General features: G+C 69.7%; 25 protein-coding genes and 1 tRNA gene. 11 read left to right on the forward strand and 15 right to left on the reverse strand.

Annotation, left to right across the window (positions count from 1 at the left end; translation table 11 throughout):
* The first annotated feature begins 32 nt into the window (after positions 1-32).
* Together serC and EV141_RS11865 are read left to right on the forward strand one after the other, a co-directional pair.
* Positions 33-1,148, forward strand: coding sequence for a phosphoserine transaminase (gene serC, locus EV141_RS11860; RefSeq protein WP_130486185.1), 1,116 nt, complete (start codon positions 33-35; stop codon positions 1,146-1,148).
* 5 nt (positions 1,149-1,153) lie between these two features.
* A complete protein-coding gene (locus EV141_RS11865) occupies positions 1,154-1,390 on the forward strand; it encodes a hypothetical protein (RefSeq protein WP_130486186.1) in 237 nt (78 codons plus the stop codon).
* Here EV141_RS11865 and EV141_RS11870 read toward each other — a convergent pair.
* Positions 1,368-1,853 (reverse strand): DUF3027 domain-containing protein, encoded by a 486-nt coding sequence (locus tag EV141_RS11870; RefSeq protein WP_130486187.1) that lies wholly within the window; start codon positions 1,851-1,853, stop codon positions 1,368-1,370. The genes EV141_RS11865 and EV141_RS11870 overlap by 23 nt on opposite strands.
* On the reverse strand, positions 1,846-2,226 hold the full coding sequence (locus tag EV141_RS11875; protein WP_130486188.1) for a cold-shock protein: 381 nt from the start codon (positions 2,224-2,226) through the stop codon (positions 1,846-1,848). Before EV141_RS11875 ends, EV141_RS11870 begins: the two co-directional genes overlap by 8 nt.
* A 108-nt stretch (positions 2,227-2,334) precedes the next feature.
* On the opposite strand from EV141_RS11875, the gene EV141_RS11880 reads away from it, so the two are divergent.
* Genes EV141_RS11880 through EV141_RS11890 form a run of 3 tightly spaced genes read left to right on the forward strand, consistent with a single transcriptional unit; the run spans position 2,335 to position 6,214 of the window.
* Positions 2,335-2,607 (forward strand): hypothetical protein, encoded by a 273-nt coding sequence (locus EV141_RS11880; RefSeq protein WP_130486189.1) that lies wholly within the window; start codon positions 2,335-2,337, stop codon positions 2,605-2,607.
* Entirely contained in the window at positions 2,594-4,516 is a 1,923-nt protein-coding gene (locus EV141_RS11885; RefSeq protein ID WP_130486190.1) for a helicase-associated domain-containing protein, read from the forward strand. Before EV141_RS11880 ends, EV141_RS11885 begins: the two co-directional genes overlap by 14 nt.
* A 51-nt stretch (positions 4,517-4,567) precedes the next feature.
* Positions 4,568-6,214, forward strand: a complete 1,647-nt coding sequence (locus EV141_RS11890) for a DNA repair helicase XPB (RefSeq protein ID WP_130486191.1) — start codon at positions 4,568-4,570, stop codon at positions 6,212-6,214.
* A gap of 12 nt (positions 6,215-6,226) precedes the next feature.
* Here the strand turns inward: EV141_RS11890 and EV141_RS11895 are convergent, their stop codons facing one another.
* Entirely contained in the window at positions 6,227-6,949 is a 723-nt protein-coding gene (locus EV141_RS11895; RefSeq protein ID WP_130486192.1) for an alpha/beta fold hydrolase, read from the reverse strand.
* 138 nt (positions 6,950-7,087) lie between these two features.
* Here EV141_RS11895 and EV141_RS11900 point away from each other — a divergent pair, with 138 nt between their 5' ends.
* From EV141_RS11900 to EV141_RS11910, 3 genes are all read left to right on the forward strand, one after another.
* The gene (locus tag EV141_RS11900) at positions 7,088-7,777 is read left to right on the forward strand and encodes a response regulator transcription factor (protein WP_130486193.1); all 690 of its coding nucleotides are present in this window, start codon (positions 7,088-7,090) and stop codon (positions 7,775-7,777) included.
* Between the two features lie 33 nt (positions 7,778-7,810).
* On the forward strand, positions 7,811-9,517 hold the full coding sequence (locus EV141_RS11905; protein ID WP_130486194.1) for a sensor histidine kinase: 1,707 nt from the start codon (positions 7,811-7,813) through the stop codon (positions 9,515-9,517).
* An 80-nt stretch (positions 9,518-9,597) separates the two neighbouring features.
* Positions 9,598-9,888: a WXG100 family type VII secretion target gene (locus tag EV141_RS11910; RefSeq protein ID WP_130486195.1), complete on the forward strand. Its 291-nt coding sequence runs from the start codon at positions 9,598-9,600 to the stop codon at positions 9,886-9,888.
* A 72-nt stretch (positions 9,889-9,960) separates the two neighbouring features.
* Here the strand turns inward: EV141_RS11910 and groL are convergent, their stop codons facing one another.
* From groL to EV141_RS11930, 4 genes are all read right to left on the reverse strand, one after another.
* Positions 9,961-11,589: a chaperonin GroEL gene (gene groL, locus EV141_RS11915; RefSeq protein ID WP_130486196.1), complete on the reverse strand. Its 1,629-nt coding sequence runs from the start codon at positions 11,587-11,589 to the stop codon at positions 9,961-9,963.
* Between the two features lie 120 nt (positions 11,590-11,709).
* The gene (locus tag EV141_RS11920; RefSeq protein ID WP_130486197.1) at positions 11,710-12,774 is read right to left on the reverse strand and encodes a DUF3048 domain-containing protein; all 1,065 of its coding nucleotides are present in this window, start codon (positions 12,772-12,774) and stop codon (positions 11,710-11,712) included.
* Between the two features lie 72 nt (positions 12,775-12,846).
* Positions 12,847-13,422 carry a LytR C-terminal domain-containing protein gene (locus tag EV141_RS11925; RefSeq protein WP_130486198.1) on the reverse strand — a complete coding sequence of 192 codons (576 nt, stop codon included), beginning with the start codon at positions 13,420-13,422 and terminating at the stop codon, positions 12,847-12,849.
* A 15-nt stretch (positions 13,423-13,437) separates the two neighbouring features.
* Entirely contained in the window at positions 13,438-13,713 is a 276-nt protein-coding gene (locus EV141_RS11930; RefSeq protein WP_241969260.1) for a DUF3263 domain-containing protein, read from the reverse strand.
* An 82-nt stretch (positions 13,714-13,795) separates the two neighbouring features.
* On the opposite strand from EV141_RS11930, the gene EV141_RS11935 reads away from it, so the two are divergent.
* Positions 13,796-14,950, forward strand: coding sequence for a heme/hemin ABC transporter substrate-binding protein (locus EV141_RS11935; protein ID WP_241969261.1), 1,155 nt, complete (start codon positions 13,796-13,798; stop codon positions 14,948-14,950).
* Here the strand turns inward: EV141_RS11935 and EV141_RS11940 are convergent.
* Together EV141_RS11940 and EV141_RS11945 are read right to left on the reverse strand one after the other, a co-directional pair.
* Positions 14,935-15,735, reverse strand: a complete 801-nt coding sequence (locus EV141_RS11940; protein WP_157985556.1) for an HtaA domain-containing protein — start codon at positions 15,733-15,735, stop codon at positions 14,935-14,937. The genes EV141_RS11935 and EV141_RS11940 overlap by 16 nt on opposite strands.
* A gap of 2 nt (positions 15,736-15,737) precedes the next feature.
* Positions 15,738-16,205 (reverse strand): GNAT family N-acetyltransferase, encoded by a 468-nt coding sequence (locus tag EV141_RS11945; protein ID WP_198675548.1) that lies wholly within the window; start codon positions 16,203-16,205, stop codon positions 15,738-15,740.
* Between the two features lie 58 nt (positions 16,206-16,263).
* Between EV141_RS11945 and msrB the strand changes: the two genes are divergently transcribed.
* Positions 16,264-16,695: a peptide-methionine (R)-S-oxide reductase MsrB gene (msrB, locus tag EV141_RS11950; protein WP_130486200.1), complete on the forward strand. Its 432-nt coding sequence runs from the start codon at positions 16,264-16,266 to the stop codon at positions 16,693-16,695.
* A 4-nt stretch (positions 16,696-16,699) separates the two neighbouring features.
* Here msrB and EV141_RS11955 read toward each other — a convergent pair whose 3' ends face one another.
* A complete protein-coding gene (locus tag EV141_RS11955; RefSeq protein WP_185740094.1) occupies positions 16,700-18,124 on the reverse strand; it encodes an LLM class flavin-dependent oxidoreductase in 1,425 nt (474 codons plus the stop codon).
* Positions 18,125-18,286: 162 nt separating this feature from the next.
* Here EV141_RS11955 and msuE point away from each other — a divergent pair, with 162 nt between their 5' ends.
* The gene (msuE, locus tag EV141_RS11960) at positions 18,287-18,895 is read left to right on the forward strand and encodes an FMN reductase (RefSeq protein WP_130486202.1); all 609 of its coding nucleotides are present in this window, start codon (positions 18,287-18,289) and stop codon (positions 18,893-18,895) included.
* Here msuE and EV141_RS11965 read toward each other — a convergent pair.
* The 5 genes from EV141_RS11965 to EV141_RS11985 form a co-directional block, all read right to left on the reverse strand.
* Positions 18,886-19,893: a DMT family transporter gene (locus tag EV141_RS11965; RefSeq protein ID WP_198675549.1), complete on the reverse strand. Its 1,008-nt coding sequence runs from the start codon at positions 19,891-19,893 to the stop codon at positions 18,886-18,888. The genes msuE and EV141_RS11965 overlap by 10 nt on opposite strands.
* Positions 19,890-20,528, reverse strand: coding sequence for a cation diffusion facilitator family transporter (locus tag EV141_RS11970; protein ID WP_185740095.1), 639 nt, complete (start codon positions 20,526-20,528; stop codon positions 19,890-19,892). Before EV141_RS11970 ends, EV141_RS11965 begins: the two co-directional genes overlap by 4 nt.
* Before the next feature lie 41 nt (positions 20,529-20,569).
* Positions 20,570-20,645: transfer RNA gene (locus EV141_RS11975), tRNA-Thr, on the reverse strand.
* A 92-nt stretch (positions 20,646-20,737) separates the two neighbouring features.
* Entirely contained in the window at positions 20,738-22,291 is a 1,554-nt protein-coding gene (locus EV141_RS11980) for an alpha/beta hydrolase (protein WP_130486204.1), read from the reverse strand.
* Positions 22,288-23,439, reverse strand: coding sequence for a DNA polymerase III subunit delta' (locus EV141_RS11985; protein WP_130486205.1), 1,152 nt, complete (start codon positions 23,437-23,439; stop codon positions 22,288-22,290). Before EV141_RS11985 ends, EV141_RS11980 begins: the two co-directional genes overlap by 4 nt.
* Positions 23,440-23,448 lie beyond the last annotated feature (9 nt).

Genomic DNA, 23,448 nt, shown 5'->3' on the forward strand with positions numbered 1-23,448 from the left:
CCGTCCAGCCTAATCGCTCGTAGGATTCAGGCATGGCCGACATCGTCATCCCCGCCGAGCTCCTGCCCACCGATGGACGATTCGGCTGCGGGCCGTCGAAAGTGCGCCCCGCGCAGCTCGACGCGATCGCGAACGCTGCCTCGCTTCTCGGCACCTCGCACCGGCAAAAGCCGGTCAAGTCGCTCGTCGGCAGCGTTCGCGCCGGTCTCGGCGAACTGTTCCGCCTGCCCGACGGCTACGAGGTTGTGCTGGGCAACGGCGGCTCAACCGCATTCTGGGACGTCGCCGCCGCCGGCCTGATTGAGCGCCGTAGTGCGCACCTCGACTTCGGCGAGTTTGGCAGCAAGTTCGTCGCCTCCGCCTCGGCTCCGTGGCTCGAGTCGCCGCACGTCGTGAAGACCGCGGCCGGCACGCGGGGCACGCTCGAGGCGGTCGACGGGGTTGACCTCTACGCATACCCGCACAACGAAACGTCGACCGGCGTCGCGGTGCCGGTCACGCGCATCCCGAACAGCGACGGCGCGCTGACCGCCGTCGACGCGACCAGCGCCGCGGGCGGCATCGACATCGACATCACCGAGACCGACGTCTACTACTTCGCACCGCAGAAGAATTTTGCGGGAGACGGCGGGCTGTGGATCGCGCTCATGAGCCCCGCCGCGATTGAACGGGCCGAACGCATCGGCGCGTCGGAGCGGTGGATCCCGCCGTTCCTCTCGCTGACCGCCGCGATCGACAACTCGCGCCTCGACCAGACGCTGAACACCCCGGCCCTCGCGACTCTCGTGCTGCTGGACGAGCAGCTGCGCTGGATGAACGCATCGGGTGGACTCGCCTGGTGCGGCGAGCGCGCAGCCACCTCGAGCGGGGTGCTGTACGACTGGGCCGACAGCCACCCGCTGGCGACCCCGTTCGTCGCCGACCCCGCAGACCGCTCGCCCGTGGTCGTCACCATCGATTTCGATGACAGCGTCGACGCGGCCGCCGTCGCCGCGACCCTGCGCGCGAACGGCATCGTCGACACCGAGCCGTACCGCAAGCTCGGACGCAACCAGCTGCGCATTGCCACCTTCGTCGCGATCGACCCCGACGACGTACGTCAACTCATTCGCAGCATCGACTACGTGCTCGAGCGGGTGGCGGGCTAACGCCGATGCGCCTCTGGGTGCCGCACGACGAGCGCCGGCCGCAGCCCGAGCCGCTCGCGACGAACGACCGGCAGGCCTACGTTGTGGGCATGGGCTTGTGGCTCATCGTCGCGATCGGCGTGGCGATTGCCGCGACTATGGGCATGCTGCGCGACCCGGCGTTTGCGACCGCGACCATCGCGATCGGCGTGGGCCTCGGCGTTCTGGGCGTGATCGTCGTCAGTCGTCCGCGTCGACGCTGACACCCTCGTCGGCGTGCGCGTCGATGTCGACGCCGTCGAACACGTCAGCGTCGTGGTCGTCGTGCAGGTCGTGCTCGTCGGCATCGTCGTCGTCTGAATCGTCGTCGTCCGCGTCGTCATCCGACTCGTCGTCGGCGCCCGCGGCGGCGAGCTCAGCCTGCTGCGCGATGTACTCGTCAAGCCGGTCGGCCCACGGCACCCAGTCGGGTGCGAGCAGCGCGCCGTCGCCCGGCATGAGCTCGGTCTCGAGCACGCTGGGATTCGCCGGGTCGATGGTGCTGACCGCGACCGTCCAAACCCAGCCCGGGTAGCCACCCATCGTCGTCGAGTAGGTCAGCGTCACCACGCCATCGGTCGACGTGTCGACCTCGCGCAGTTGGCCGACCGTGCGCTCGGGCGTGACCTCGGCGAGCGCCGAACGACCGAGCGCCTCGAGGGTGTCCTTACCGGGTGCGTCAGGCATCCAGGTCGTCCGCGACCTTACGCAGCACGGCGGCCACCTTGCGACCCTGCTCGCGGTCGGGGTACCGACCCGCGCGGAGCTTGCCGCCGACGCCGTCGAGCAGCGTGATGAGGTCTTCGACGATGATCGCCATCTCGTCGGCCGGCTTGCGGTTGATCGCCGTGAGCGTGGGCTTCTGGTCGAGAATGCGCACCGACAGCGCCTGAGCGCCGCGCTTTCCGTCGGCAATGCCGAACTCGAGCCGCGTTCCCGGCTTGACGGTCGCTCCCGCGGGCAGCGCGGAGGCGTGCAGGAAGACCTCGTCGCCCTCATCGCTGGCGATGAAGCCGAAACCTTTGTCTTGGTCGTAGAACTTGACCTTGCCGGTGGGCATGCGCGTACTCCTGACGTGTCGTGAAGCGTCTGCTGAAGGATACCCGCCTGGCACTGCCCCCTGGAGCGGGGGTAGGCCCCGCTCAGCGCCCGGGCATATCCTTACGCCATGCCGGAGGAGTCGATCGTCATGAGCAACCGCGTCGAACGCGTGCTCGCGTACGCGGTCGCCGTCGTCATCGTCGTGAGCCTCGCCTGCTTTGTCGCCCTGATGTCGGGCGTTTCGGCGGGTCTTGACCCGCGTGACTTCACCTCGGGCATCTGGGCGTGGGTCACCATGCTTCCGCTCATCAGCTTGCCGATCGGTTTCGGCCTCATCGTCGCCCTGCTCATTGTGAGCGCGGTGCGGCGGTCGCGCGCCGCGAAGCATGCCGGCGGCTAGCCCCGCGTCCATCGCTCTCGCGGCTCGCCTGCGACAGTTCGACGAGGCAGACCTCGCCGCGCTGATTCGTGCGCGCCGGGTCTCGCCCGCCCCGCTTGCAGACCTGTTCGATCTGGCCGAGGCGCTGCTCGATGACGGCGCGATCGAGCAGGCGCTCGCCGACCTGCCCCGCGCATCCCTCGCCGCGTTGGCGACGGCGGGTGAACGCGATCCGGAGGGGCGCGGCATCGCGATCGCTGAGCTCGCTGCCGCGCTTGATGCGCCTCCGGAAGCCGTTGTCGACGCCCTGCGTACGCCGCTTGATCGGATGCTCGCCATCGCCGACGGCGACGGCATCGCTCCTGAGGCGGTCACCCAGCTCACCGTGCCCGCACCGGTCTCGGCGGCGCTTGCGCGCTGGCCGGGGCGCGGGCTGCCGTCGGCGGGCGCGCTGCGCGATGTGGCAGCGCCGAGCCCGCTGCGACCCGTGGACGTCGATGAGATTGCGCGGCTTGACCGGCAGTCGGCAGAGAACGCGTTCAGCGCGGCGGTGCGCATCGCCGAGTTGACGCGGGCGCTCGGGGCCGAGCCGGCCCGACTGCTGGCACGGGGCGGGGTTTCGCTGCCCGACGCGCGTCGCGTGGCGGCCGCGGCGGCGATTCCCGACGATCGTCTCGACGACCATCTCGCGCTGGCGCGGGCGCTCGGTCTTGTTGCCGACACGCGCGAGCACCTCATCGCCACCGACGCCGCGTCGGAGTGGCGCAGCCGCACCGTCCTTGACCGGTGGGCGGCCCTCGCCGACGCGTGGCGCCACGCGCTGCCCGACGCCCTGCGTGAGGCGGTCGGTGGCCGCGCCGCGGCGGGTGCGGGCGACCGCTCGGCCGAGTTCATTGACTGGTTGTATCCCGCGGCCGACCAGGCCTTGCGCGCCCGCTTTGCCGCCCTCGCCCGCCAGTCGGAGGTGCTCGGCATCACGGTCGATGGCCGGGTGACGACCGTCGGTGCCGCGGCGCTGCGCGACGGCGGTGCGGCGGCCACCGCAAGCTTGGCGCCCCTCGTTCCGCCCGACGTGCGCCAGGTGTACCTGCAGCACGACCTCACCGTGGTGTCGCCCGGCCCCCTCGCCGCCGACCTCGACGAAACGCTGCGCACGATGGCCGATGTCGAGGCCGCGGGCCTTGCGGGCCGCTACCGGCTGAGCGCTGACAGTGTGAGCCGCGCCATCGCTGCAGGCCACACGCCAGAGGCTCTCGTCGCCTTCCTCACTGAGCTGTCGTTGACCGGCGTTCCGCAGCCGGTCGCCTATCTGATCGACGAGACGGCGCGCCGCTACGGCGCCATCAGGGTCGGGATGCTGTTGGTCGACGAGGCGACGGATCTCGCCGCGACGACGAGCATCCGCAGCGACGACACGGTGCTCATCGACGCCCTCGCGGTCGACCCGACCCTCGGCCCGCTGAACCTCACGCGCACGGGCCTGCACCGGCTGGTCAGCCGCCTTGACCCCGGCATCGTGTTGGGGGCGCTCATTGACGGGCGTTACCCGGCGGCGCCGGAGGAGGGCGAGCATCCGATCGTCGCGTCGCGCCCCGCGCGCAGCTCACGCGGACGCAGCCCGAGTCGACCTCCCGCGTCGGGCCCCGCCCCCGACCCCGTCGTGGAGGCCGCGCGACGCCTGCACGGCGCCACCTCGAGCGCCGACGCAGCGGGCGGCGACGCGTGGGTGGCGCGGCAGTGGGAACTCGCCCTGCGCGCAAAACTGCCTGTGCGCGCGACCGTGCGCCTGCCCGACGGCAGCGAGCGCACCTTCGAGCTCGAGCCGAGCGGCATCGCTGCGGGGCGCGTGCGCGGGCGCGACCTGGCGGCCGACGTCGAGCGCACCCTGCCGATCGCGAGCATCACGGCGCTCGACGTTCCCGACGCCTGACGCCCGCCCTCCGCGCGGAGCTCTCAGCCCGCGCACCTAGACTGACCCGTTATGAATCCTGACGGCCCGCTCATCGTTCAGAGCGACCGAACCGTGCTGCTCGAGGTCGCGAATCCGCACGCCGACGACGCCCGTCACGCGCTGTCGGTCTTCGCCGAACTTGAGCGCGCACCCGAGCACGTGCACACCTACCGGATCACGCGGCTGGGCCTCTGGAACGCTCGCGCCGCCGGCCACGATGCCGACGAGATGCTGGCCGTGCTCGAGAAGTACTCCAAGTTTCCGGTGCCGCAGTCGGTGTCGATCGACATCGCCGAGACGGTCGGGCGCTACGGCCGGCTCGTCGTCGAGCGCGATGACGAGGGCCTCGTTCTGCGCTCGACCGATCGGGCCGTGCTCACCGAAATTGCGTCGAACAAGCGCATCGCGCCGCTGCTCGAGGGCCGCCTCGACGAGCACGCCTACCGCCTGCAGGCGTGGGCCCGCGGTCAGGTCAAGCAAGAGCTGGTGAAGATCGGCTGGCCCGCTGACGACCTCGCCGGTTACACGCCCGGCACCCCGCACCCCATCGACCTCGACACCACCGAGTGGGGGCTGCGCCCGTACCAGCAGCAGGCGATCGACCAGTTCTTCGTCGGCGGTTCGGGCGTCGTCGTGTTGCCCTGTGGCGCCGGCAAGACCCTCGTCGGGGCGGGCGCCATGGCCTCGGCGGCGACGACCACGCTGATCCTCGTAACCAACACCGTCTCGGCGCGACAGTGGCGCGACGAGTTGCTGCGCCGCACCACCCTTACCGCCGACGAGATTGGCGAGTACTCGGGGCAGGTGAAAGAGGTGAAGCCGGTCACGATCGCGACGTACCAAATTCTCACCGCCAAGCGGAAGGGCGAGTACGCGCACCTGGCACTGCTTGACGCGCTCGACTGGGGTCTCATCGTCTACGACGAGGTACACCTGCTGCCCGCTCCCGTGTTCAAGCTCACCGCCGAGTTGCAGGCGCGGCGCCGCCTCGGCCTCACCGCGACGCTCGTGCGCGAAGACGGCCGCGAGGGCGACGTGTTCAGCCTGATCGGCCCCAAGCGCTTTGATGCCCCCTGGAAGCAGATCGAGCAGCAGGGCTACATCTCCCCCGCCTCCTGCTACGAGGTGCGCGTCGACCTCCCGCCGGATGAGCGTCTCGAGTACGCGGCGAGCGCCGACGACCAGCGCTACCGCCTCGCGGCGACCGCCCCGGCGAAGCGCGACGTCGTGAAGCGGCTCGTCGAGCGGCACGCGGACGAGCGCATCCTGATCATTGGGCAGTATCTCGACCAGATCGACGAGCTTGCCGACGAGCTGGGCGTGCCGCAACTGACCGGCGCGACGCCGGTGGATGAACGTGAACGGCTTTTCCAGGAATTCCGCGACGGCACGACCCCGGTTCTCGTCGTCTCGAAGGTCGCCAACTTTTCGGTCGACCTGCCCGAGGCCACGGTCGCGATCCAGGTGTCGGGCTCATTCGGCTCGCGACAGGAGGAGGCGCAGCGCCTCGGCCGCCTGCTGCGGCCCAAGCAGAGCGGAATCCCTGCGAGCTTCTACACCCTCGTTGCACGCGACACCGTCGACCAGGATTTCGCGCAGAACCGGCAGCGGTTCTTGGCCGAGCAGGGCTACAGCTACGAGATTCTCGACGCGCACCGCCTCGACGACGCGGCATAGGCAGGCGAGCCCCTAGCCCGCGTCGTTTCCGTCGAGGGCGCGCAGTATCGCCTCGGCCAGTTCGCCCGGCTTCGTCAGTTGCGGCCAGTGCCCCGTCGGGAGTTCGACGAACTGCAGTGCCTCGAGACGGGCCAGCTCGCCAGCCCACGCTGCACCCGCGCTGATGGCGCCCTGCAGATCCGAGGCGGGAAACTCGCACGCAATGATCGTGGCGGGGATGCTGTACCGCGCCTCATTCGACAGTCGAAGCGGATCACGGGCCACTCCCGCTGGTTCGGCGACGGCGATCTGCGCAAAGTGTGATCGCAGCGCATCGTCAAGGTCGCGCAGATCGGCCTCCTCGAAGACCTCCCACGCCGGCAGCGGCACCGAGTCGCCGCGCACCGGCAGCTCGTCGTTGACCACGCTGCCGTTGCCCAGGGGGAACGAGTCGACGAACACCAGGTGGGCGACGAGCTCGGGCCGGGCGTCTGCCACGCCCCACGCGATCGCCACTCCCCCACTGTGCCCCACAAGCGCGACCGGGGCCGCACCGCCTCGATCGAGCCCGTCGAGCACCGTCAGCACGGCGTCAATGTGGTCCTGCAGCCCGATGCCAGCGTGCGGCGCGGGCTCGGCTTCCTTGCCGGGAAGCGTGAGCGGGTGCACGCGATGGCCGGCGGCGATGAGCGGGGGCGTCACCGTGTTCCACGAATCCGCGTCGAGCCAGAATCCGGGAATGAGAACGATGTCCATGACGGGACTGTAGAAGGGCGAACCGACATCGGCACGCGGGTCGCTCACAGCGTGTTCCGCCGCGAATCAGTTGCTCCGTTCCGAAACCATCGGCGCGGCGTTCAGGAAACCCTCAGTGCACGCGCAGATACTGGCCGCATGGCTGACGGACCCAAAATTCTCATCGTCGACGACGAGCCCAACATTCGCGACCTGCTGACGACGAGTCTGCGGTTCGCCGGTTTCGCCGTTCGCGCGGTGAGCAACGGCGCCCAGGCCATCTCGGCCGTGCTGGAAGAAGAGCCCGACCTCATCATCCTCGACGTGATGCTGCCCGACATCAACGGCTTCGGCGTTACCAAGCGTCTGCGCTCGAGCGGATACACGAGCCCCATCCTTTTCCTGACGGCGAAAGACGACACCGATGACAAGATCATGGGTCTCACCGTCGGCGGCGACGACTACGTCACCAAGCCGTTCAGCCTCGACGAAATTGTCGCGCGCATCAAGGCGATTCTTCGCCGCACGATGCAAGAAGAAGACGACGCGATCATCCGTGCTGGCGAACTCACGATGGACCAGGACACGCACGAGGTGACCGTCGGCGACGTCGTCATCGAGCTCAGCCCCACCGAGTTCAAGCTGCTGCGCTACCTCATGCTGAACCCCAACCGCGTGCTGTCGAAGGCACAGATCCTCGACCACGTGTGGGAGTACGACTTCAACGGCGACGCCGGCATCGTCGAGAGTTACATCTCGTACCTGCGCCGCAAGCTCGACCAGCATACGGACGAGCCGCTGATTCAGACCAAGCGCGGCTTCGGGTACATGCTCAAAGCGTCGAAGTAGTGGCGGGAGCGGCCGCAGTGAGCGCCGACCCTCATGCATGAGCAGTTGAGCCAGTGGTGGGAGGGAATCTCCCTCCGCTCGAAGATCACCGGAGTCACGGTGCTCGTCGTGACCTTCGGATTGCTCGTCGTCGGCACCGGAACCCTCACCACCCTGCAGCGCACGCTCGTCGACGAGGTCGACCGCGCGATCGCGACCGCTGCCGACGAGGTGACTGAGCTCTTGACGACCCCGGACGGTGAGCGGGCCCAGTTCTCTGCCGACCAATTCGACGACTTCTCCACGTTGACCCCGTCGATCTTCTCGTCGCCGTTCTACTTCGGCGCGGTCGCCGCCGACGGCACGATCATTGACGACAACGTCGGCTCGGGTGGACGCGAACAGGCGCCCGATGTCTCGCGACTGACGCTTCAATATGTCGCAACCCTCGACGGCGGCGTGACGCTGACGAGCGAAAACCGCACCACGCAATGGCGCGTGACGACGTTCCCGCTGACCGTCGTCACCGAGGGCGATCCGGGAAGTCGCGCACAAGCGACTCTCGTTATCGGCGCCGATCTCAGCAACACCAACAGCGTGATCGGGTCGTTCGCCTCGATCTTCCTCGGCTTCGGTCTCGTCGTCGTGATCCTCTCCGCCGCCATCACGCGCCTGCTCGTGACGACCACCTTCCGACCGCTGCGCGAGGTCGAGGCCACCGCCGCGCGATTCGCCGGCGGAGACTTCAGCCAGCGCCTGTCGGGCGCCACCCCGAACACCGAGGTGGGCCGACTCAACCGCTCGCTCAACACGATGCTTTCGCGCATCGATCGCGCGTTCGCCGACCGCGCCGAAACCATCTCCCGGATGCGCCGCTTCGTCGGCGACGCGAGTCACGAATTGCGCACCCCGCTCGTCTCGCTTCGCGGCTATGCCGAGCTGTACCGCATGGGCGCGATCCAAAAAGAAGAAGACGTCGCGCAGGCCATGGAGCGCATCGAGAAAGAGGCGATGCGCATGAGCTCCCTCGTCTCCGACCTGCTCGAACTCGCCCGCCTCGACGAGCAGCGGCCGCTTGAGAAGTCACCGGTTGACCTCGTACCGCTCGCCCGCGACGCAGCGCTCGACGCCATGGCGGGCTCGCCCGACCGCGACGTGACGGTCGTCGTCGACGACCGCCGCGCATCCCCCAGTCTTGCGATGCCAGGCGACGATGACGTGGCCGATTCGCCCGCGACCACGCGCCGCCGGGCCAGTGCCGCGCTCGCGCGGCTGCGCCCGAAGCGCCGGAGCGCCGCGGCGTCAGCCAACGCGCCCGAGATTATCGGCAGACTCGAGGTGCCTGACCTGCCCCCGGTGAGTGCCGTGGTTGAGGGCGACGAAAACAAGCTGCGCCAGGTCGTCACGAACCTCATCGGCAACGCACTGCGATTCACCCCCGCGGGGAGCCCGATCGAACTCGCCGTCGGCGCCGATGAGGCGGCAGGGCTTGCGACCATTGCGGTGGTCGACCACGGCGAGGGAATCCCGGCGCAGCTTAAGGAGAAGATCTTCGATCGCTTCTTCCGCGCCGACTCGTCACGCAACCGCGACACGGGAGGGTCAGGGCTGGGCCTCGCCATCGTCTCGTCGATCGTGCAGAACCACGGCGGTCGTGTTGATGTGCTCGACACTCCGGGTGGCGGGGCGACCTTCCGGGTATCGCTGCCCCTCCTCCCCACCGCGCCTGCGCGTCGGGACGACGACACCTTCGAGGTCTAAGGCGCGAACGCCGATTCACCCGGCCGTACGGTCCTCCGCAGCGGCGCGCAGCGGGCGCGCCCGACGGGAGGAGAACCCCCATGACCCGATACCAGGTCGACGCCGACGCACTGCTCAGCGCCACCTCGACGACCACCGCGACGATCGGCCGACTGCAGGCTGAGTGTGCGGGCCTGACGAGCCAGCTGAACGCGCTGCAGGGCAGCTGGCAGGGCGGCGCCGCGAGCGCCTTTCAGACCCTGGTCGCCGAGTGGATGGCCACCTACTCGCGCCTTGAGCAGAACCTCGCCGCCCTCAACCACGCGCTCGGGCAGGCCGGCCGTCAGTACGCCGAGATCGAGCAGCAGGCCGCGGCGATGTTCGCTCGCTGATTCACCGCGCACAACGAAACGGGGCGGCTCCCCGAAGGGAACCGCCCCGTTTGGTGCTGCTGTGTGCGGTGCTTAGAAGTCCATGCCGCCCGAGGGGTCACCCATCGGGGCCGGGTTCTTCTCCGGCTTGTCGGCGACGACGGCCTCCGTGGTGAGGAAGAGGCCGGCGATCGACGCAGCGTTGAGCAGCGCCGAGCGGGTCACCTTCACCGGGTCGGCGATGCCGGCACCGAGCATGTCGACGTACTCGCCGGTCGCGGCGTTGAGGCCGTGACCAACGGGCAGGTGGCGCACCTTGTCGGCGACCACACCGGGCTCGAGCCCCGCGTTGAGGGCGATCTGCTTCAGCGGAGCGTCGATCGCGACCTTCACGATGTTCGCACCGGTCGCCTCGTCACCGACGAGGCCGCTGAGAACATCCGACTCGAAGGCGAGCTTGCCGGCCTGGATGAGGGCGACGCCACCACCGGCGACGATGCCCTCCTCGACGGCGGCCTTCGCGTTGCGCACGGCGTCTTCGATGCGGTGCTTGCGCTCCTTCAGCTCAACCTCGGTCGCGGCACCCGCCTTGATGACGGCAACGCCACCGGCGAGCTTCGCCAGGCGCTCCTGCAGCTTCTCGCGGTCGTAGTCCGAGTCGGTGTTCTCGATCTCGGCACGAATCTGCTTGACGCGACCGGCAATGGCGTCGGCGTCGCCGGCACCCTCAACGATCGTGGTCTCGTCCTTCGTGATGACGACCTTGCGGGCGCGGCCGAGCAGGTCGAGGGTGGCGTTCTCGAGCTTGAGACCGACCTCCTCGCTGATGACCTGACCACCGGTGAGGATCGCGATGTCCTGCAGCATGGCCTTGCGGCGGTCACCGAAGCCGGGGGCCTTGACGGCGACCGACTTGAAGATGCCGCGGATCTTGTTGACGACGAGCGTCGCGAGAGCCTCGCCCTCGACGTCTTCGGCGATGATGAGCAGCTGCTTGCCGCTCTGGATCACCTTGTCGACCACGGGGAGCAGGTCCTTGATGGCCGAGATCTTGCCGTTGACGATGAGGATGTACGGGTCTTCGAAGACCGCTTCCTGGCGCTCGGGGTCGGTGACGAAGTACGCCGACAGGTAACCCTTGTCGAAGCGCATACCCTCGGTCAGCTCGAGCTCGGTGCCGAAGGTGTTCGACTCCTCGACCGTGACGACGCCTTCCTTGCCCACCTTGTCGATGGCCTCGGCGATCAGCGCGCCGATCTCGGGGTCGGCGGCCGAGATGCTCGCCGTGGCGGCGATCTCTTCCTTCGTCTCGACCTCTTTGGCGCTCTTCAGCAGCTCGTCCGAAACGGCCTTGGTGGCCTTCTCGATGCCGCGCTTGAGGCTGATGGGGTCGGCGCCCGCGGCGACGTTGCGCAGGCCCTCGCGCACGAGCGCCTGGGCGAGAACGACCGAGGTCGTGGTGCCGTCACCGGCGACGTCGTCGGTCTTCTTCGCGACCTCCTTGACGAGCTCGGCGCCGATCTTCTCGAAGGGCTCGTCGAGCTCGATCTCTTTCGCGATCGAGACGCCGTCGTTGGTGATCGTGGGGGCGCCCCACTTCTTCTCGAGGACGACGTTGCGACCACGCGGGCCGAGCGTCACCTTCACGGCGTCAGCCAGGGTGTTCAGGCCGCGCTCCAGGCCGCGACGGGCCTCTTCGTCAAAAGCAATGATTTTAGCCATGTGTGTCTTTCGTCCCTCCCGGACGCAGTACGTACGGTAGCTCTGGCACTCGCAGAGAGTGAGTGCTAACTGATTTTGGCACTCTCGACCTGCGAGTGCAAGCCAGCGAGGGAGGGAAGATCAGCCGGCGGTGATGCTCGCGTCGCCGCTGGTCGGCACCAGCTCGACCCACGTGTTGCCGGGGGCGAGGCGCACGGCGACACCCTGAGCGTCAAGGATGCGGATCGGGTCGGCCTGGCCCGCCTTCGACCACGTGACCGGGATCGTCTTCCCGCCTGAGGCGACGAAGCCCGTTCCTGACTCTCCCGCAAGGAACGTCGTCGGGATCGACTGAATCACTTCGACGCGCACGCGCAACACCACCACGTTTGTCGCGCTGAGACGTGCGCCGCTCGCAGCCACGTCGGGCGTGCCGCCCTGCAGGCGCAACCACGCGTTGTCGGCCGCGCTCCACTGCCAGCCCGACTGGCCGATCTGGCCGTATCGCAGATTGAGGGCGAATGCCGGGCTTCCGTCGCGCACGGCGGTCGCGTTCTCGACGCGGTCGGCAAACAGATACGGCTGCTGCGGCGCGGCGTCGCCGGCATAACGGTCAACGAGCTGTGAGACGCGCGCGATGACGTTGTGCGGGGCGGGGCGGGGAAGCCCTCGGTAGACGAGGTCGGCGTCGTCGCCGTAGTCGAAGATGATGTTGCGCACCGGGGTGTTGCGCATCGCGTCGATGAAGCGCTGCTGTGCGCCCGAGTACACGAGAATGCCGCCGAAGGGCGACACGATGTCCGGGTCCATCGGTCGCACGGAGCGCACGGGCCCCACCTCCTCGGGCAGGTCGCTGTGCCACGACGCGGCGTAGCGAACCGACCCACCCTCGACCAGCTCGACGTGCACGATGTCGGCCCGGTCGAGGCCCACCTGGGGCCGGGCGAGCGGCGCGTTGTCGATCTTCGCCGACAACACCGGGCGATCGAGTGACCCGTCCGGCACGACCTCACCCGTGAGCGGCGCGATGACGGTCGCGGGCGGCGCCTCATAAGTCGACTCGTACGTCGGCTCATCCGGCTCTGCCGTTGGGCTCGGCGATGCCGAATCGACGGGGGCCGCCTCGGGCGTGCAGGCGGCGAGACCGGCGATCAGAACGGCCGACAGGGCAAGGGCCGCCGAGCGTCGACGAAGAGTACTGCGCATGGCGAGAACCCTAACCCTCGGCACCCGCGCGCTGGCGCCGTGACGCGCGCTGTGTGCGAGACCGAACAGTGCTCAGGACGCGTTCGCGAGCTCGTAGTCGCTGCCGAGCACGATGGTGATCGGCGCACCGGGGAAGGCGTCTGACAGCTCGATGTCGGCGATGCCGCCCAACAGCTCGACCATGCCGCGGGCGACGCCCTCAAGCTCGGGGGTCGCGTAGTAGACAACCGTCTCGGCGATGTCGGTTTCGGCCGTCTGGGTGACCGTTCCGACGGGCCAGCCGCGCGCATCCAGAGCCTCTTGCGCCTGCGGCCCACGGCCGACCGATGCGGTGCCATCGAGGATCGTGATCGTGAACCCTTCCGGCAGCGCGGTCTCGGCCGGGTCAGTGATCGGGGGCACGTCGGGGGCAGCGGGTTCGGTGGGCTCGGCGGGCGGCGGGCCGGTGAGCGCGGGAATGTCGAGTTGCAGGCGGTCATCGATGACCGCGAGCGCGACGAGCCCGCCGACCACCAGCAGACCGCTCATGAGAGCCGACACCCCCACGAGCCGCCAGGCCGACGCCCGAGTGCGCGGTGCTCGGTGGGCTCCGACGCGCCCGGCCACGGCGGGCACCTCGTCGAAACGGTCGGGCGGGAAGTCGGGCATGCGGGCTTTCTCGGGTTAGGAGGCGGCGGCGGACGGACGCCGCGTGCGACGCCGCTCGGCGCGGCTCTCGCGCACCTCGCGCAGCCGACCCACCAGCACGGGGTCGTGCTCGAGGGCGATCGGGTCGTCAACCACGGTGTTCAGCACCTGATAGTAGCGGGCCGGGCTCCAGCCGAACTCGCCGCGAATACTGCGCTCTTTCGCCGGCGAGTGGCCCCACCACTCGCGTTCGAACTCGAGCACTCGGCGCACGCGATCGCTCATCGCGGGGTCATCCGGGTGCTGTGCCACCCCCTCATGTTAGGCCTGCTGAGGCGGCCGCCCCGGCGGCTCGCGGGTGCCAGCCAGACAGCGCGGCTAGCCTGAGACCGTCGTGACAGCGCGCTGCGTCGCGCCGCTATTTCTTCCGTGGAGCCCCATGCTTTTTCGCGCCGCCCGCCTGCGCCTCGCCGCGATCGCCGCCGTCGGCATCGTCGCCGTGGTGGCCGGATGCACGGCCCCACCCACCGGCGCATCGGGCGCTCCTGAGGTGGCCGGGCCCCGCCCGCCGCTCGCCGAGATTGCACTGCTCGACAACCCGCGAACCGACGGCGCCGAGGCGACCGCCCTGATCGCGGATGCGGCGATCACCCCGGTCGCGGAGGACCCCGCGCAGACGCTTCCGGTCACCGTCACCTCGCGCGACCTCGACGGCGACCGCGAGGTCACGGTCGAGGCCACCGACCGCGTGCTCGCGCTCGACATAGCGGGCTCGATCGCGGCGACCACGTGGGCGCTCGGCTTCGGCGACCGGCTCGTCGGCCGCGACGTGTCGACGACCTTCCCCGGCACCGACGAGCTTCCACTCGTCACCAGCTCGGGGCACGCCGTCTCGAGCGAGGCGATCCTCGCGCTGCGCCCGGACCTCATCATCACGGACGGCACGGTCGGGCCAACCGACGTGCTCGTCCAACTTCGCGAGGCCGGAATCACCGTCGTGTACGTCGACGTCGAACCGGGGCTCGATGCGCCGGCGCAGCTCGCGCGCGACGTTGCCGCCGTATTCGGCGCCGCCGAGGCGGGCGAGTTGCTCGCCACCGAGCTCGACGCCGAGCTCGCCGCCACGGTGGCCGAGGTCGCCGCGATCGCGCCGAGCGCGCCCGACGAGCGCGTGCGCATCCTGTTTTTGTATCTGCGCGGCGCGAGCGGCGTCTACTACCTCTTCGGTGAGGAGTCGGGAGCCGACGAGCTGATTGAGGCGCTCGGTGGGGTCGACGTCGCCGGTGAGATCGGGTGGACGGGGCTCCGCCCCATGACCGACGAGGCGCTGATCGCCGCGAACCCCGACCTGATTCTCGTCATGTCGTCGGGGCTCGAGAGCGTCGGCGGCGTCGACGGACTGCTCGCCGAGAAGCCCGCGATCGCGCTGACGGAGGCCGGGCAGAATCGGCGCTTTGTCGACATGGCCGACGGCGAGGTGTTGAGCTTCGGGCCGCGCACGCCGCTCGCGATCGACGCCCTCGCTCGGGCGATCTACGGGGCCGACTGAGCGGGCGTCGAATCGACGCCTCGGCGCGGCCGCGTGGCCACGGCCGCGATGACGCCGACCACCGCCAGCAGCCCGGTGCCCGCGAGCGCGATGATGACCGCCGGGTCGAGCGCGGCTCGGTCGACGCCGGGAGCCACGGCACAGTCGTCGGCGAGCGCATAGCTCACGTCGACGGCGTCGAACGGCTCGCCCGCGGGATACGTGCCGAAGGCGTCAGCGCCCTCCTCGGTCAACTGCGCCGGGATGCCCGTCAGGGTCACCTGCCCCGCCTGCCGTAGTGCCGCCTCGGCCGCGGCCAGATCGAGCTCGACGAAACGCACGTCAAACGCCTCGACTTCCTCGAAGTCTTGGCGTGTGCCCGTCACATCGGCGACGAGGCTCGCGTTGCCTGGGCCCGTCACGACGATGCGAGGGTTGGCGATCAGCGTGTCGAGCACGCCATCGTGCCCCGTGAAACGCATCGCACCCGCGAACGCGATCTCGGCCTCGCCGCTCGCCTCCTCGGCCGTGCCCGCGCCGCCGGCGAAGGTGAAGACGGGGGTCTCGTAGCGCGCGCCATCGAGCGCCTCCCACTCGCCGTTCGCGATCGAGCCGCTGATGTACGCCCGGAACGACTCTTTGAAGCCCCACACGAGCTCGGCGTCGGTGATCGCGCAGGCGCCTGGCGCGTCGCCTGGCGCAACGGCCGCCGCGGCCAATGCGGCCAATCCGACGGGCGCACTACCCATCGCTCCCCCGGCGACAAGCGCGGCCGCGACGACAGCGGCCGGCGCGCGCCCGCGCATCCTCATCGACCGGCCCGCCGCACCATCGTGACGTGCGGAATCCCGGCCTCCATGTACTCCTCGCCCACCGGCTCGAAGCCGGCGCGGGCGTACAGCGGCTGAATGTAGCTCTGCGAGTGCAGGGCGAGCGGCTCGTCGCCGAACTGGGCGATCACGTGCTCGACGAGACGCAGCGCGAGCCCGCGGCCACGCGCATCCGCTCGCGTGACGACGCGACCGATCAGGCGGCGGGCGCCTCCGTTCGAGGGCTCCGGATGCGCGTCCTCGATCACGCGCAGGTAGCTGACGACGCCGCGATCGTCGCGCAGCCAAACGTGCTGCGTGGTCGGCTCGCGGTCGCGCTCATCGAGTTCGGCCTCATCGATCTGCTGCTCGAGGTAGAAGACCTCGGTGCGCAGGGAGGCGATCTCGAAGAACTCGTCGGCCGAAATATGACTCCATGTTTTCTGTTCGATGGAAGGTTCCGGCACGACCCCGAGTTTAATGGGGTGATACCTGGCGCCCCACGGCGCGAGGGGGAAGGTACCCATGAGCGACCAGAGCACCCGCAAGTACGCCGTCGAGAAGACCGAAGACGAGTGGCGCGCCGAACTCGGCGAAGAGCGCTACCAGGTGCTGCGGCAGGCCGGCACCGAGCGGGCCTGGACAGGCGAACTGCTCGACGAGAGCCGATCGGGCCTGTACACCTGCGGCGCCTGCAACGCCGAACTGTTCCAGGCCGGCACGAAGTTCGACTCGGGCTGCGGCTGGCCGAGCTTCTACGAGTCGGTGCGCCCCGACGCGGTCGAGCTGATCGAAGACACCTCGCTCGGCATGGTGCGCACCGAGGTGCGCTGCGCGAACTGCGGCTCGCACCTCGGCCACGTGTTCCCCGACGGCTTCGGCACCCCCACCGGTGACCGATACTGCATGAACTCGCTCGCCCTCAACTTCGCGCCCGAAGAGGGCGAGCAGGCCTAGTCACTCACGCGCGGGCGGCCGGCACGAGTCGGTAGCCCGCGCCTCGGTGTTCGGCGGGCAGCCGGTCGCCGCGGCCGTGCAACTTCTCGCGCAGGGTGCCCTCGTCGTACGCGTCGGGGTACAGTCCCCGCTCGCGCAGCACTGGCACGACGTGCTCGACGACGTCGGCGAACGTGCCGGGGGTGACGGCGTAGGCGAGGTTGAACCCGTCGACGTCGGTCTCGTCGACCCACTGCTCGAGCTGGTCGGCGATCTCGACGCCTGAGCCCACGATGAGCGGCCCGAGCCCGCCGATGGCGCTGTGCCGGCCGATGTCGCCGACCGTGAACTCTTGGCCGTGCTCGGCGGCGGCCGCGAAGTTCGACACGACCGACTGAATCGCGTTGCTCGGCACATTGCCGACCGGCTCATCGAGCGGGAACTGCGACAGGTCGATGCCCATCCACCCCGACATGAACACGAGCGCACCCTCGGGGTTCGCGTACGACAGGTAGTCGCGGTACTTCGCCTGCGCCGCCTCCGGCGTCGCGTCGGTGATGATCGTCAGCAGCGTGTAGATGCGCGCGGCGTAGCGATCGCGACCGGCCGCCTCCAGCGCATCCCGGATGCGCGTCACGGTTCCGCGCAGAACCTCCTTCGTCGGCGCCGCGACAAAGATGGCTTCGGCGTTGCCCGCCGCGAACGCGACGCCGCGCGGGCTCGCCCCCGCCTGGTAGATGACGGGCGTGCGCTGCGGGCTCGGCTCAGAGATGTGAATGCCCGGCACCGTGAAGTGCGTGCCGTGGTGCCCGATCTCGTGCACCTTCTCGGGGTCGGTGTACACGCCGCGTTCGCGATCGCGCACGACGGCGTCGTCCTCCCATGAGCCCTCCCACAGCTTGTACAGCACCTCGAGGTACTCGTCGGCATGGTCGTAACGGTCATCGTGTTCGCGCTGGTCGTCGTGGCCCATGTTGCGGGCGGCGCTCGGCAGGTAGCCGGTCACGACATTCCAGCCGACGCGGCCCTTCGTCAGGTGATCGAGCGTTGTCATGCGCCGAGCAAAGGGGTACGGATGCTCGTACGCGGTTCCGGCCGTCACCCCGAACCCGAGATGCTCGGTCACCGCCGCCATGGCCGACACCAGCAGAATCGGATCGTTGACCGGCACCTGCGCTCCGTGCCGAATCGCGGCCTCGTTGGTGCCGCCGTACACGTCGTAGGTGCCGAGCACGTCGGCGATGAAGATGCCGTCAAACGTGCCGCGCTCAAGAAGCTGGGCGAGCTCGGTCCAGTACGACAGCTCGGTGTAGCGGTGCGACTGGTCGCTCGGGTGACGCCAGAGGCCCGACGACTGGTGGGCCACGCAGTTCATGTCGAACGCGTTGAAGCGAATGCGGCGACGTGCGCCGGTGCTGCCGGGTTCCGGGGTGGAGGCCGTGTTCGTCATGCCGGTCATCGTGCCGTCGGGGCGTCATCGTGCGCATCCCTCATGTCGTTTCGTGACCGCGGGTGTCGTTCTGCGACGTCGGGCGACGCCGCGTGACCTTCCGCGACGGCGCGTGACGCGCATCCTTGAAGAGGTTCCCATCGCGCGCCTACCGTGCCGGGCATGACTGCCGCCACCAGCACCGCCCCGACATCCGTGCCCGACCGCAGCGAGCCCCTCGCCGTTGTCGGTGTCTCGGGTTCGACGCATGCGCCCTCGCGCACGACCGCGCTCGTCCACCGCATCGTCGACGCCATTGCCGAGCGCACCCCTGCCACGACGCACGTCATCGAAGTCGACACGGTTGGGCCCGCGCTCGCCGCCGCGCGCAGTCGAGACAGGGTGTCCGACGCTGCCGACGAAGCCCTGACGCGCATCGAAACCGCCGAGCTGCTGGTCGTCGCCAGCCCCGTGTATCGCGCGTCGTACACGGGGCTGTTCAAGCACGTGTTCGACTTCGTCGATCAACACGCGCTGGCCGGCACCCCCGTACTGCTGGCCGCGACCGGAGGCAGCGACCGGCACGGACTCATGATCGACCACCAGTTGCGGCCACTGTTCAGCTTCTTCCAATCACTGACGTTGCCGCACGGCATCTACGCCGCTGATCGTGACTTCACCGACTACCAGGTGAGCGCGCCCGAACTGATCGAACGCATCGACCGCACGGTGTCTCGCGCCCTTCCGCTCATCGGGCGCGGGGCGCCCGAGGTGCGCTCGGCCTACTTCTGATCGGCGGGCGTGTCGGGCTCGGCTGGGCCGCGGGGACCTGTTTCCCGCTGAGAATGCCCTCGCCGCCAGCCGCCGGACGAGGCCACGACAATGCCGAGTGCGGTGAGCACAACGGCGGCGACGGTCTGCGGCGCGAGCGCCGGGCCGAGGGTGGCGACCGAATCGAAGACGACCGCTCCGAGCAGCTGCCCGAGCACGAGGCACATGCCCAGCAGCAGCACGCCGATGCGGCCGACGGTCGCCGCCTGCACCGCGATGAACACGACGCCGACGATGCCGCCCGCGTAGAGGTACAGCTCGCTCGGCGGCGCGGCGGGCAGACCGCTCACGGCGAGGTGCACGGCGGTTACCACGACGAGCCCGGCCGTGCCCACCGTGAAGTTGACGAGGGTCGCGGCGAGCGGCGAGCCGCTCACCTGGCGCACGCGGCCGTTCATCGCCTGCTGAATGCCGATGCCGAGCCCCGCCAACAGCGGCAGTACGAGGGCCAGCCACGGGATGCTCGCGGCACCGTCTCCGACAACCGCGACGCCGACCGCGACGACCGTCATGGCCGCTCCGGCCAGCCGCGCGGGCGTCGGGGGCGTCCGCCGCGCGCCCGCGAAACCCCGCGCATCCGCCACCATGCCCATCAGGGTCTGGCCCGAGACGATCGCGACCGTGAAGACGGCGACGCCAAGAATGCCGGCGACGAGGCCCTGCGACAGCACGAAGAAGGCTCCCCCGGCGCCGCCGAGCAGCATCCACCACGGCAACTCGCCCGCGCGCATGGCCGCGGGAATGCGTGCGACGGCCGCGCGCCCGCGGGCCGTGCCGAGCACGATGAGCAGCAGCACGACCCAGCCCGACGAGAACGACACGAGCGCGGCCGTGAAGCCGTCGTCGAAGCGCTGACCCAGCTCGCCGTTGATGCGCGACTGAGTCGCCACCCCGACACCCGCCGCGACCGTCGCCGCCACCGCGACGAGGGTGCGGCCGCGACCGGCATGCGCCGTCACGAGCGGTTCTCCGGCGCCGGATGCGCGGCTCGGCTGGCGCGCGCCGCCAGCGTTTCGTCGTGGGCGGCACGCCAAATGTGTGCGGCGGCCGACGCGTTCAGCGCGAGAATCAGCACGCCCAAGATGAGGTCGGGCCAGCCGCTGACCACCAGCAGGGTGATCAGGCCCATCGCGACAATCGCCACGTTGATCACCACATCGTTGCGGGCCACGAGCCAGGCGGCGCTGACCAGGGAACCGCCGACCCTGCGGTGCCGGGCCAACAGAACGGCGCAGAGCACGTTGACGAGCGCACCACCCGAGGCCGCGATGATGAGCGGCAGGGCGGCGGGCGCTTCGGGCTCTAGCGCTTTCGTGACGGCCTGCACGAGGGCCACGACTGACGGCACGACGATGACGATGGCGAGCAGTCGGCCGAGGCGTGCCCGGGCAAGCAGCGACCAGCCGAGCGCCACTGCGATGAGCAGGTTGATCGCCGCATCCTCGAAGAAGTCAACAGAGTCAGCGAGCAGAGACACCGAGCTGATCGCCAGCGCCACGACCAATTCAACGACGAAATAGGCGGCGTTCAGCGCGGCAACCGTGAGCACGACGCGGCGCACGGCCCGCGTAGCGTCGCTCGACGAGGTGACCATGCGCATCCTCTCGATGGCTGATCATGCGCGAACAGAAGAAGTGGGGCCGCCTGTGGGAATCGAACCCACGACCTATTCATTACGAGTGAATCGCTCTGCCGACTGAGCTAAGGCGGCGTGCGTCGGGCAAGCCCGGCACGGTGCAGAAGTCTAACCCAAACCGCGCGGCGCTGACGACGCGGCGACCGCTGCTGCGGCGCCGGGGTGCGCTACGCGTTGCACTGCGGGTCGGTCGCCGGAACTTCGCCCGTCAGCAGGTAGCTCTCGACCGCATCGCTCACGCACGGGTCACCCTCGTCGTACGCGATGTGCCCTTCACCGTTGTAGGTCACGAGCACCCCGCTCTCGAGCTGCTCGGCGAGCTCGATCGCCCACTCGTAGGGCGTTGCCGGGTCGCCCGTCGTGCCGACGACCAGAATCGGCGCCGCGCCCTCGCCCGACACGGGCCCCAGCGCGCCCTCGAACTGGTGGGGCCAGTTCTGGCAGAGCACGTCGCCGACCGGCGACGGCGTCGCGGTGGTCGGCGCGACCTCAAGCAGGCGCTCGTTGTGGGCGGCGAGCACGGCGGGGTCCGTCTCGACGGGGTAGTCGAGGCAGTTGATCGCGACGAACGCCTCGAACGAGTTGTCGAGGTACTCGCCGTTCTCGCGGCCGTAGTAGAAGTCGGCGAGGAAGTAGCCGGTCGTGGGGTCGCCCGCGCGCAGCTCGGCAAACATCTGCGAGAGGAAGCTCCACGACTCTTCGTCGTACAGCGCGGTCGCAATCGCCGTCGAGAGCACGGCGCCATCGAACAGCCGCCCGTCGGCGGCGGGCAGCGGCGACTCGTCGAGCCGGTCAACGAGCTGACGCACGAGGCCAGCCGCCTCGTCGACGTCGGCGGGGAACGGGCACTCGCCGAGCGCCGGGCACGCGGCGAGGTACGAACGCAGGGCCTGCTCAAAGCCGGCCTGCTGGGCGATCACAACATCGAGCACGCCGAGCGACGGGTCGGTTGCGCCGTCGAGCACGAGACGGCCAACCCGCTCGGGGAAGGCGTCGGCGTAGCGGGCACCAATCTCGGTGCCGTAGGAGTACCCGAGGTAGTGCAGCTGCTCGTCACCGAGCACCGCGCGCAACAGGTCGAGATCGCGCACGGTCGAGTCGGTGTCGACGTGGGCGAGCAGCTCACCGGTGTTCTCGGCGCAGGCCGCGGAGAACTCTTCGGCGGCGGCCGTCACTTCGGCGATCCAGCCGGCAGTGCCGACCTCGTTCTCGGGCACCCCGAACAGGAAGGCGTCCATGTCGGCGGCGTCTTCGTAACAGGTCACCGCGCTCGACCGGCCGACCCCGCGCGGATCCCAGCCGACGACGTCGTACGCCTCGCGCAGGGCGGGCCCGACTGCAAAGTCGACGCTGTCGCGAATGAAGTCAAAACCGCTCGCACCCGGCCCACCCGGGTTCACGAACAGCGAGCCGATGCGGTCGCCGGTGGCCGAGTAGCGCACCAGCGCCAGTTCGACGTCGTCGCCCTCGCCCGGCGCATCCCAGTCGAGGGGCGCGAGCGCGGTGGCGCACTGGGCGCCGCCCCCGCAGTCGGTCCAGCTGACGCGCTGCTCGTAGTACGGGGCGAGAGCCTCGTCGACCTGCTCGCCCGTCGGGGTCGACTGTTCACCCTGCCCGAAAAGCTCGGCGATGCCACCCGGGGTGCAGGCCCCCAACAGCAGCACCGCGGCGAGGGCAGTGGCAGGAAGCGCGAGCAGGCGGTGGCGGCGACGGCGAATCACGCGGGCGAGCCTAACGCCGGCACCCTGCCGCTTGCCGTGATGAGCATCGCCTCGAGCGCCATCGCCGGCGGCATGTTTCCCTCGATCCGGCGGCGGGCCGTGGCGACCGCGTCAAGAGCGGCGAGCATCTGTTCGGGCCGGGATGCTCGCGCCGTCTGCTCGAGGCGCTCCCTGATCGCCTCGTTGACGAGCTCAACCCCCGCGCCTAGCTGCAGCGTCAGCACGTCGCGATATAGAGAGGTGAGGTCGACGAGCACGCGGTCGATTCCGTCACGGACGGAGCGCGTTGCGCGCCGCTTCTGGTCTTCTTCGAGCGCCTTGATCTGAGCCCGCAACGCCGGCGGCACGGTGCCGCCGGGTTCGATGCCGAGCGAGCGCAGGGCCGCCTCGCGTTCGAGCTGGTCGCGCTCGATCGTCAGCGCCTTCGCATCGTCGGTCGCGAGCGCGACGAGTCGTTCGGCGGCGAGCACGGCCTGGGAGACCGAGCCGACCGCGAGCGCGATCTCGAGGCTGCGCGCGCGACGCTCGCGAGCATCCTGATCGGTGGCGAGGCGGTGAGCCATGCCGATGTGGCTTTGCGCCTCGCGAGCCGCCCGCTCGGCGAGGGGCGTCGGCACGCCGTCGCGTCGTTCGAGGAGGGCGGCAACGTCGGCGACGGTCGGCACCCGCAGGCGCACGGTACGCACCCGCGAGCGGATCGTCGGGATCAGGTCGGCCGCGTTCGGGGCGCACAGAATCCAGACGGTGCGCGGGGGCGGCTCTTCGAGCGCCTTCAGCAGCACGTTCGAGGTGCGCTCGGTCATGCGGTCGGCGTCTTCGATCACGATCACGCGGTATGCCGCGACGGACGGTGAGAACTGGCTCTGTGAGACGAGGTGACGCACCTCATCGATCGAGATGATCACGCGGTCGGTGGCGAGCACGGCGAGGTCGGGGTGGCTGCGCGCGGCGACCTGGGCGGCCGTGCGCGCGTCGTCGGCGCCGCCGAGCAGCTCTGCCGCGAACGCGTAGGCGAGATTCGAGCGGCCCGAGCCGGGCGGGCCGGTGATGAGCCACGAGTGCGTCATCGCCTCAGAGCCCTCGCGGGCCGCGTCGCGCAGGAGCGCGATGGCGTCATCCTGGCCGGTGAGCTCGTCCCAGGCGGTCATGCGGTCACC

Origin of the sequence: Microcella putealis, from assembly GCF_004216575.1 — a bacterium.
GTDB lineage: Bacteria > Actinomycetota > Actinomycetes > Actinomycetales > Microbacteriaceae > Microcella > Microcella putealis.